The sequence below is a fragment of the Nostoc sp. genome, from assembly GCF_036917775.1.
Classification (GTDB): Bacteria; Cyanobacteriota; Cyanobacteriia; order Cyanobacteriales; family Nostocaceae; genus Nostoc.
Genome location: NZ_JBALEQ010000009.1, coordinates 38,587 through 49,682 on the forward strand (window position 1 = coordinate 38,587; position 11,096 = coordinate 49,682).

General features: G+C 40.6%; 7 protein-coding genes and 1 tRNA gene. All 8 read left to right on the plus strand.

Annotation, left to right across the window (positions count from 1 at the left end; translation table 11 throughout):
* Nucleotides 1–131 precede the first annotated feature (131 nt).
* The 8 genes from V7K69_RS01160 to V7K69_RS01195 all read left to right on the plus strand — a co-directional run bounded on the left by V7K69_RS01160 (nt 132) and on the right by V7K69_RS01195 (nt 11,093).
* Complete coding sequence (locus tag V7K69_RS01160; protein ID WP_335030703.1) at nt 132–1,316, plus strand: esterase-like activity of phytase family protein; 1,185 nt, start codon at nt 132–134, stop codon at nt 1,314–1,316.
* A 293-nt stretch (nt 1,317–1,609) separates the two neighbouring features.
* Entirely contained in the window at nt 1,610–3,232 is a 1,623-nt protein-coding gene (locus V7K69_RS01165) for a serine/threonine protein kinase (RefSeq protein ID WP_335030704.1), read from the plus strand.
* A 96-nt stretch (nt 3,233–3,328) separates the two neighbouring features.
* The gene (locus V7K69_RS01170) at nt 3,329–4,849 is read left to right on the plus strand and encodes a serine/threonine protein kinase (protein ID WP_335030705.1); all 1,521 of its coding nucleotides are present in this window, start codon (nt 3,329–3,331) and stop codon (nt 4,847–4,849) included.
* A 110-nt stretch (nt 4,850–4,959) separates the two neighbouring features.
* Nucleotides 4,960–5,033 (plus strand) — tRNA-Asp (locus V7K69_RS01175).
* A 132-nt stretch (nt 5,034–5,165) separates the two neighbouring features.
* The gene (gene gltX / locus V7K69_RS01180; protein WP_335030706.1) at nt 5,166–6,611 is read left to right on the plus strand and encodes a glutamate--tRNA ligase; all 1,446 of its coding nucleotides are present in this window, start codon (nt 5,166–5,168) and stop codon (nt 6,609–6,611) included.
* 223 nt (nt 6,612–6,834) lie between these two features.
* Entirely contained in the window at nt 6,835–7,329 is a 495-nt protein-coding gene (locus tag V7K69_RS01185) for a hypothetical protein (protein ID WP_335030707.1), read from the plus strand.
* A gap of 530 nt (nt 7,330–7,859) precedes the next feature.
* On the plus strand, nt 7,860–9,746 hold the full coding sequence (gene ftsH2, locus V7K69_RS01190) for an ATP-dependent zinc metalloprotease FtsH2 (protein WP_335030708.1): 1,887 nt from the start codon (nt 7,860–7,862) through the stop codon (nt 9,744–9,746).
* 132 nt (nt 9,747–9,878) lie between these two features.
* Complete coding sequence (locus tag V7K69_RS01195; RefSeq protein WP_335030709.1) at nt 9,879–11,093, plus strand: site-2 protease family protein; 1,215 nt, start codon at nt 9,879–9,881, stop codon at nt 11,091–11,093.
* The last annotated feature ends 3 nt before the right edge of the window (nt 11,094–11,096 follow it).

An 11,096-nucleotide genomic window follows, 5' to 3' on the forward strand; every position in this document is an offset into this window, starting at 1 on the left:
TGATTTCGTATTTTATAAAGGTTTTCAATTTGTTGGAATACAGATTATTTTTAGCAGCGCACAGATGTCTCGCGCTATATCCTTCAGCGTGATATCTTATTTGTTAATTTTACACTCTAACAAAAAACTCTATGCAGCTAATCAAAAAAAACTTGGCAATTCCACGAATTATTTACTTATTTATCCCAATTCTAATTATCATTCTTTTATTAACAAACTTACCATTAAGTGCTGTTGAAGTTAGTAGCATAGAGTTTATCGGTGAAGCTACTTTACCGAAAGGTTTAATCTTTAAGAAAACCGAACTTGGAGGTTTATCTGGAATTACATACAATGCAAAAAACAACCTTTATTATGCTATTTCTGATGACCGGGGACAAAAGGCTGCTGCCCGCTTCTACACCCTGAAAATAGATTTAAGCAAAGGGTCTCTAAAAAAAAGCGGAGTTACTCCTGTAGATGTTACCACATTATTAAATGAAAACGATCAAACATTTCGCCCTAGTGAAACTGATACAGAAGGTATTGCATTAAATAATAAATCAACTATATTTATTTCTTCTGAAGGCGATGCTGCAAAACTAATTAATCCTTTTATCAAAGAATTCTCACTATCTTCTGGTAAAGAAATTAGAACACTTCCCATCCCTAACAAATTTTTACCAGATAAAACTGGGAAACAAGGTATCCGCAACAATTTGGCTTTTGAAAGCCTCACCATTACACCTGATAACAAGAATCTATTTACAGCTACCGAAAATGCTCTCATTCAAGATGGTGTTGCCGCTAAACCTAACATCGGTAGTCCTTGCCGGATTTTGCAATACAACTTACTCAACAGCCAGCCAGAAAAGGAGTTTGTTTACCAGACAGAACCAGTTTCACCGTTTTTGAATCTGACTGGCAAATTTGCTAGCGGATTACCTGATTTACTTGCTCTCGATAATCACGGGCACTTCCTCAGTTTAGAAAGGTCTTTTACCGGTTTAGGATTTGCTATTTCCCTATTTCAGGTTTCTTTAGAACAAGCTGATGATATTCATCACATAGATAGTCTTTTAGCAATTGACTTCAAAAATATTAAACCAGTTCAGAAAAAACTACTGTTAGATTTGAGAACCCTAGATGTACTGCTAGACAACATCGAAGGCTTAACTCTTGGTCCTAAACTACCCGATGGTCAACAATCATTAATTCTTGTAAGTGATAACAATTTTAACTCACTACAACGTACCCAGATACTAGCCTTTAAAATGAAAATTGAAACACCAATGATCAGATTATTACGCCGTTTACTGCCGAATCTCAATCGTTAACTGTACATAGATATTGTACCTCTACTGCTATTAGTTATTTTTGCTTATTCCTGTGTATTCACGGAATCCACTAGCTAACTTTATTTAGCCTATTCTTAGTTTACGTGTAATTTCTCAACCGTATTCCTTAATAAATATGTTACATAATGTTTAAGAAATTGTGCAGACAGATTAACCGTAATGGCAGTAGATTATTAATTTCCGACAAATTCTGATATTTTTAGATTTAAATTTAGTACTTAACTAGACTGATTAAACTAATTTGCCAAAAATATTTTTCATAAATGATTTTTATGCCGCAAAAAGAAATTGAGAATATGGTAGGGCAAAAAGCAGAATTAGACGATTATATCGGACAATTTTTAAATAATCGCTATTTAATCAGAGATTTGATCGGCAAAGGGGGGATGGGGAGAGTTTATTTAGCAGAAGATACTGCTAAAGGTGGTATGCCGATCGCAATCAAAATTTTATCACTCAGTTTGGCGAATCAGCAAATGTCCCAACGCTTTGCCAGAGAGATTTTTATTGGCGCTCAATTGGGTCGTAAAAGTAAACATATTGTTCGCATCTTAAGTTATGGCGTTACTGACGATAAAACCCCCTACTATGTAATGGAATACCTCCAAGGAAAAAATCTCAAACAAATTCTCAAAATTCAGCCCTTAACAATATCGAAATTTTTGGAGATTTGTAATCAAATTTGTTTAGGCTTACAATGTGCCCATCAAGGTATTAGCCTCAAAGGAGAGATTTATCCCATTGTTCATAGAGATATAAAACCCGAAAATATCTTCCTTAGTGAAGATAGCAAAGAAGGAGAAATTGTTAAAATACTCGATTTTGGCATCGCCAAATTTTTAACAGAACGAAGTGGGATGACCCTGACAGATTCTTTTATTGGCAGTTTACCTTACTGTTCTCCAGAACACATGGAAGGGCGCAAATTGCTAGATGTGCGCTCTGATATTTACAGTCTGGGAGTATTAATGTTTGAGATGCTAACAGGAAAACATCCATTTCAGACAAAAAGTAACTCCTTTGGTACTTGGTATCAAGCGCATCGCTTTCAAATGCCACCTACAGTTGAAGAAGTGAACCCGCAAGTCAAAGTACCGCAGATATTAGAAAAACTGTTGATGAGTTGTTTAGCAAAAGAAGTAAGCGATCGCCCGCAAAATATCAACCAAATATTAGAAGCTTTAGAAAAGGTTAATAGTCAGATTAATGATGTTATTGCTAACAATAGTAGTGAAATTCCTAAAGTCTCACTTCCAGTTCAATTAGTACCGGCAACATTCTTGTCAGAACAAGAATGTTTGCAGAAAAATTGGCCTAAGAACAAACCAATTGGCGCAATTGGTTTTCCCCATTTATTACAAACTCCTCAAAGACCTATACCAACTTTTTGGGCAATGTTGCCCAAACAAGAGATTGCAAAATTTTTGAATAAAGTACACAGCACTGAATTTATTAGTAAAATTAATATATATCCGATGCTGTTATGGGTAACAGTCCTATACGATGCCCAGCCTTCTATGACTAAGTGGCTACCTTATTTTCTAGATTTGAAAGATAATAAAGGGCAGAATATAGCACGTAGTTTAGCAGAGGTAGGCTACTATCATCTACTATTTTTTCCTCTAGAAGAGCCAAACCGTTGCTCTCATGTAACAACCTTAAGTCTTACAGCTAATCAGCGTCAGCAACTTGTAGATTGGTTAGACATGAGTCAACGATCAAATGAATTAATTTTGTCTAATCAAGCTAAAAATCTTCTAAAAACAGAGTACGAAAAACTAAAATTAGACATTTTACATAAGTTAGCCGTAGATCATAAAGCTGAGAAAGAAGGATTAAAAAATTGGATGGATAAATTCTTGGAGATTTTTTTTAAACTTTTATCACGTTCTTAAAAGTGCGTCATTAAAATACTTGCCTACCATTACTTAGTTATATTTTTATGTGTGTATTAGTAACTTTAAATAGACTCAGCAGCAGAGGTGAATAAAGTGAATCAGAGCCCATTTACATCTCCAAGTAGTACGGGCTTACTTGCCAATCGTTACCAACTGAAGCACTTAATTGGTAGCGGTGGCATGGGTGAAGTTTTCTTAGCAAATGATATTTTGTTAGGAGGTATACCAGTTGCAATCAAGTTTTTAACTCAGACTGTTGTTGATAGCAAGATGCAACAAGACTTTGCTCGTGAAGCTTTAATGAGCGCAGCTTTGAGTCAAAAGAGTTTACACATAGTACGGGCGTATGATTATGGTGTGAATGAGAAAGGAAAACCATATTATGTGATGGAATATCTATGTGGTAAGAGTTTAAAGGATTTAATTCCGCTACCATTGTCGATGTTTTTGACTCTTTCCCGTCAAATTTGTTTGGGCTTACAGTGTGCCCATCAAGGCATTAATATTGACGGCAAAATTTGTCCGTTGGTTCATAGAGATATTAAGCCTGCCAATATATTAGTTATTCCCGATCCGATATTAGGTCAGTTAGTTAAAATCCTCGATTTTGGGATTGCTAGATTTTTAAATTATGCCTCAACAGCTAGTACAAGCAGGGGATTTAATGGCACTTTACCCTACTGTTCTCCAGAACAGCTAGATGGAGAAAAATTAGACAGTCGCTCTGATATTTATAGCCTGGGGGTGATGATGTTTGAAATGCTCACAGGCAAAAAACCTTGGGAACCAGAAACTGATTATTTTGGTGCTTGGTATAAAGCACATCACTTTGAAGAACCCAAAACGATCGCAGATGTTAAACCAACTCTGAAAATCCCTCAGAAGCTAAATAATTTAATCATGTCTTGTCTGGCAAAAAAATCTTGCGATCGCCCCCAAAATATCGCTCAAATTTTACAAGTATTAAATAGCTTAGAACAATCTAATTCTACCATACCAACAATATCCTCTAATCCCATCCTTAGCCTTCCCCTAGATTCTGGATTACCAATTGCAGTAGAACAAAACTGCCGACAACTTTTGTGGCCTCCAAATAAACCAATTCAAGAAATTGTTTTTCCCCAGCTTATAGATACTGCACAAGAATCTATGACCGCACTATGGTTAATGTTGCCTAAACAAGAAATCAAAAACTATGCTCTTTCTACCCGTTACAACCAGTTTATCTTCATCACATCCCCTCACCCAATGCTGTTGTGGGTAACAGTACTTTACGATCGACAATTGGCTCCTAAGTGGCTACCGTGCTACTTAGATATGCAAAATCCCCAAAATCTTAAAATGGTAAGTTTCCTGGCTGAAAATGAACACTATCCTTTGATTTTCTTTACTCTAGAAGCACCACATACCTGCGCCAATGTCCTCAGCAGTCGCATCGAGCCAACTCAGCGACAAATGTTGAAAACCTGGGTGCAAAAAACTCATAGCCTACCACCAGCTTCTCAACCCCAAGTCAGCAAACAGCTATTAAAACAGCAGTATAAACAAATGCAATCCCGGATATTGCAGCATTTAGAATCTAAGCCCCAGGTTGTATTATCAAGGTCTATTTAACAAAAAGTCGCACCTTCGAGAGACGGGACAAAAATAATTTCTAATTTCCCATTCCAAAATGCTTGACAAGCAGAAAAAAAAGAGTGATAATAGCAAAGTTGACCAAACAAGGGACTGTAGTTCAATTGGTTAGAGCACCGCCCTGTCACGGCGGAAGTTGCGGGTTCGAGCCCCGTCAGTCCCGTTCTAAATTTATAGGTAGTGAATCACCGAACTGCGGTGATTTTTGATTTGGAATTCCCAAAAGGATTGACCCAGAATTGGGGGTTTGAATATAAGCTACATTTATCACGCTTTGCGAAAGAGAGAATTAACTGTGACTGTCAGAGTCCGTATTGCGCCGAGTCCAACCGGAAATTTACATATTGGTACAGCTAGAACGGCTGTATTTAACTGGTTATTTGCCCGTCACCACGGCGGGAAATTTATCCTGCGAATAGAAGATACAGACCTAGAGCGATCGCGTCCCGAATACACCGACAATATTCTTGAAGGATTGCGCTGGCTAGGACTGAACTGGGATGAAGGGCCATTTTTTCAATCTCAACGCCTGGATCTTTATAAAGAAGCAGTACAAAAACTGCTAGATCAAGGATTAGCCTATCGCTGCTACACCACCAGCGAAGAACTAGAAGCGCTAAGAGAAGCCCAAAAAGCGAGAGGCGAAGCCCCCCGTTATGACAACCGTCACCGCAACCTCACACCAGAAGAACGTGCTGCTTTTGAAGCAGAAGGTCGTTCTTATGTGATTCGCTTCAAAATCGAAGATGGGCGGGAAATTGTCTGGAATGACCTAGTAAGGGGAAAAATGTCTTGGCGAGGTAGCGATTTAGGTGGTGATATGGTCATCGCCCGCGCCTCAGAAGAGGGTAGCGGTCAACCACTGTATAACTTTGTCGTTGTAGTGGATGACATTGATATGCAAATCACTCATGTCATTCGCGGAGAAGACCACATCGCCAACACCGCCAAGCAAATTCTGCTGTATGAAGCAATGGGTGCAAAAATTCCAGAGTTCTCTCACACACCGTTAATTTTGAACATGGAAGGGCGCAAGCTTTCTAAGCGGGATGGTGTTACTTCCATTTCTGACTTTCAGAAAATGGGCTTTACTGCTGAAGGCTTGGTAAATTATATGACATTGCTGGGTTGGTCGCCACCAGACTCGACGCAAGAAATATTTACCTTAGAAACAGCAGCTAAAGAGTTTGGCTTTGAGCGTGTAAATAAAGCAGGCGCAAAGTTTGACTGGGACAAGCTGGATTGGTTGAACAGTCAGTATATCCACCATACACCAGTAGATAAACTCACAGATTTACTCATCCCCTTTTGGGAAGCGGCTGGCTATAAATTTGATGGTGGAAGAGATCGCGCCTGGTTAGAACAGCTTGTAACTTTAATTAGCCAGAGTTTGACTCGTTTAGTAGATGCAGTACCTCAAGGCCAACTATTTTTTAGCGACACAGTTGAATTTAGCGAAGAAGGTAGTACACAACTAAAGCAAGAAGGTTCTACTGCTGTCCTTGAGGCGATTGTCACAGCTTTAGAAAATCAGCCGCAACTCTCAGAAGCCGCCGCTCAGGACATTATTAAACAAGTGGTGAAAGAGCAAAAAGTCAAAAAAGGCTTGGTAATGCGATCGCTCCGAGCATCCTTAACTGGAGATGTTCATGGCCCCGACCTCATTCAATCTTGGTTACTACTAAATCAGATTGGTTTAGACAAATCGCGCTTGAGACGGGCAATAACAGAAGCTAATTAGCAATTCCTTCCAGATTTTAGAAATATTTTAGATTTTAGGGGCGCACAAAGGTGTGCCCCTATCCATAAGGTATAGCAACTATAAGAACAACAAATCATTGACTAATTACTAATGAATTATCCCCAATTTTAAATCTAAAATAGGTAGTCAATTCTCCCCAGATTGGGAACTTGGTGTGTAAAAATCATGTCTTCAAAACCACTTAGAAGCGAACGTAATTACAATGCCGACAAAAGCGCTCAATAGAGGGATGAGATTATCGTTGATGATAGTTACGCTCTTCATCACATCGACAGTTAACGCTGTGACTGATGCTCAGGAAGCGCCAACGATATTTGGAGATGTAACTATTAGTCCCCAGTTTTCGCCAGACCCCCTGACAGTTCGCGGGATGAGTGGTGGTTCAATATCTGGGAGTAAAGTAGGTGGGAGAACTGAAACAGCTACTGGCCCTTGTACTGGATTTGTTGATGAAACACCAGACCACACATTAGCGTTAACAGGTAAATTCGACTACCTAAAGTTGCAAGTCCAAAGTCCTGAAGACACCACCATAATTATCAAGGGGCCAGGTGGTACTTGGTGTAATGACGATTTTGATGGCAAAAATGCCGGCATTGTTGGTGAATGGCTGGCTGGAAATTACCAAGTTTGGGTTGGTTCCTACAAACAAGGTAAATATCTTCCTTACACAATCAAAATTACAGAAGTTAAGTAGGGAATTGGGCGGAAAAGGCAGAGGGACAGGGGGAAAGGAGACTACTCCTGGATTTCTCACAAGTGAGAAATGAGCGTGAGTGTGGGGAGTGTGGGGAGAAAGAGGAGGAATTGAATAACTGCACATCAATGAACACTGCATTGCCTCCCACACCTCCCACACCTCCCACACTCCCCACACCCCCTACACAATACGTGAGTCGGGTACATTACCTCTTCCCCAGCTTCCTAAATAGATGATTGTCAGGGGTTGAAACGATATGAGAAGCGTTGTGGAGAAATTCTCCCTGGCTTTGCATCCCGTTGCGCTCCCTTTTCTCGTGCGATTTTGTATTAAAATTAAGTTAACTTTGATTAAGATTCTTGTTGGCATCGCCATAATGCTCTAATTGCCTTATGACAGTGCATCTAAGAGATCAAATTAAACAAAATGGATTTATAAACATCCGTTTAACAGCTTAAAGTGACAGAGTGATGAACACTTGGTTACTAGAGCTAATGAATTGTATAGGCATCTAGAGGCAAATTAAGATGAAATTCTCTTGGAAAGTCGTAGTACTCTGGACATTGCCGGCTTTGGTAATTGGCTTTTTCTTCTGGCAAGGGGCCTTTGCAGGCGCTCCTACTGATATGAGCAAGAATGCAGCCAATACCCGCATGACTTATGGTCGCTTTCTAGAATACTTGGACGGCGATCGCGTCAGCAGTGTTGATCTCTACGAAGGCGGTAGGACTGCTATTATCGAAGCCCGCGATCCAGACATCGAAAATCGCGTCCAAAGGTGGCGGGTAGATTTGCCTGTTAACGCTCCTGAGTTAATTAGCAAGCTCAAAGAAAAAGATATTAGTTTTGATGCTCACCCCATGCGGAATGATGGCGCAATCTGGGGATTGTTGGGCAATCTCGTGTTTCCAGTTTTATTGATTACTGGGTTGTTCTTTTTGTTCCGGCGTTCTAGCAACCTCCCCGGCGGGCCAGGTCAAGCGATGAACTTCGGCAAATCTAAGGCGCGTTTCCAAATGGAGGCGAAAACCGGGGTTAAATTTGATGACGTAGCAGGTATTGAAGAAGCTAAGGAAGAACTACAAGAAGTCGTCACTTTCCTAAAACAGCCAGAAAAATTTACTGCTGTAGGCGCACGGATTCCCAAGGGAGTGCTGTTAGTTGGGCCTCCTGGAACTGGTAAAACTTTATTAGCAAAAGCGATCGCTGGTGAAGCAGGCGTACCTTTCTTCAGTATTTCCGGTTCGGAATTTGTAGAAATGTTCGTTGGTGTGGGTGCATCCCGTGTCCGCGATTTGTTTAAGAAAGCCAAAGACAATGCCCCTTGTATTATCTTCATCGATGAAATTGACGCAGTAGGACGGCAACGGGGCGCTGGTATCGGTGGCGGTAACGACGAGAGAGAGCAAACCCTCAACCAGTTGCTCACCGAAATGGACGGGTTTGAAGGTAATACAGGCATCATTATTATTGCTGCTACCAACCGTCCCGACGTACTAGACTCAGCTTTGTTACGTCCCGGTCGCTTTGACCGCCAAGTAACAGTTGATGCACCCGATATCAAAGGGCGTTTGGAAATCTTGCAAGTCCATTCACGCAACAAGAAACTAGACCCTAGCGTATCTTTAGATGCGATCGCTCGCCGCACTCCTGGATTCACTGGTGCTGATTTAGCCAACTTGCTCAACGAAGCGGCAATTTTGACTGCTAGAAGACGCAAAGAAGCGATCACCCTCCGCGAAATTGATGATGCGGTGGATCGGGTAGTCGCTGGGATGGAAGGTACTCCTTTGGTAGACAGCAAGAGCAAGCGCTTAATTGCATACCATGAAATTGGACACGCCTTAGTGGGGACTTTGTTAAAAGACCATGACCCAGTGCAAAAAGTTACCTTAATCCCACGGGGACAAGCACAGGGTTTAACTTGGTTTACTCCCAACGAAGAACAAGGATTAATTTCTCGTTCTCAGTTGAAAGCCAGAATTACTGGTGCTTTGGGCGGTCGCGCTGCTGAAGAAGTAATTTTTGGGGCTGCGGAAGTCACAACTGGCGCTGGTGGAGACTTGCAACAGTTATCGGGAATGGCACGGCAGATGGTGACTCGGTTCGGGATGTCCGACTTAGGGCCACTTTCATTGGAAAGCCAGCAGGGTGAAGTATTCTTGGGTCGTGACTGGACAACCCGATCTGAGTATTCCGAAGCCATCGCTTCCCGCATTGATGGACAAGTCCGAGCGATCGTGGAAGAATGCTACGACAACGCTAAGAAAATTGTCCGCGATCATCGCACTGTCACCGATCGCTTAGTCGATTTGCTCATCGAAAAAGAAACCATTGACGGCGAAGAATTCCGCCAAATTGTGGCTGAGTACGCTGAAGTTCCTGAGAAACAGCAGTACGTACCGCAGCTGTAACCACTTTTCTAAAATCATTGAAATGGGTATGGTCAAAAGGCTATACCCATTTTTATTTTAGGTATTTACAACACTAATCTATTTTATGTAGTGTCGGGGAATACTAAGCATAGTTAAAAACTATATATTGCTATGCAATACCTAATCTACCCGATCGCAATTTACGTTCTACTGACTGTTATTCGCTATCTCATTCTCTTTTTACTACTTAGCAAATCTCAGATTCAATATCCCAAGTACCAGATTACAAAGGCTGATACAGTTCCTATCTATTTAAAAGATTTATTTCAAACTCCCATTAAAGAACTAGAGCAATTCGGCTTTCTTCCATGCAGCTATTTACAATATCAACCAATTACCAAAGCATATCAGCAAACAAATTGGGAACTTCTTTTATATCACAAAGCACTCAAAAGCTATGCCACAGTAGTTATTCGTCGTTTAGCCGAACCTGTCAATTTATTCGATATAGAGTTTTATACCTTTTTTAAGGATAGAACTTTATTGCTGACCGTCAACGGCAAACAGCATGGACTTATAGGTGAGTTTCCTAACACTATTGTTCAGGATGTTTATACAAGCAAAGTATCAGTACAATGGCAGACTCATCAAGATTGTCTCAAACAATTAACTACCAGCAAAACAGCTTGTGGTTTATCACCAGAGTCTTTTGCACAAGCACTACAGATACAGATGAGTGGCTATGTTAGTAACTTAGCCAAGACAGGGAAAATATCACCAATCAAGGGAACAGAGTTATTTCAGATACATTGGCTAACAGTCCTGCGATCGCTTAATCTGATGATGCAGGGTAACAAGAAAGCAGCAAATATCATCAAGCAACGCAGACAACAAGCCAAAACTGATTCCAGCATTTTACAAGAAATCCCTATAGAACTGGAAGTAGAGGGATTTAAACAAATGCAGTATACCGAAACTGGTCTGGTGGGTAAAAAATTTCGCACTTGGCTTTTGTTGGGTAGTCTAGGGTTGTTTATCGCTAGTTATACAAGCTTTCTTACTCCACAAAGTGTAGTGATTTTCATCGCTGTACTGTTTTTCCATGAAGGCGGACATTTATTGGCGATGAAACTGTTTGGCTATCGTGATACCTCTGTTTTATTCGTACCGTTTTTAGGCGCTTTAGCAACTGCCCGTAAAGATGACGCTACACTCACCCAAAAGTTTTGGATATCTTTAGCAGGGCCATTACCAGGGTTAATTTTGGGGATTGGGTTGGCGATCCTTGCACCTTTGGCCCGGATTTCTCACAAACTCAGAAAAAACCGGAGCTTAAAACTGATAAAATGTATACATAGTAAGTATTTCAGCAGTTTGAACCGATGAATC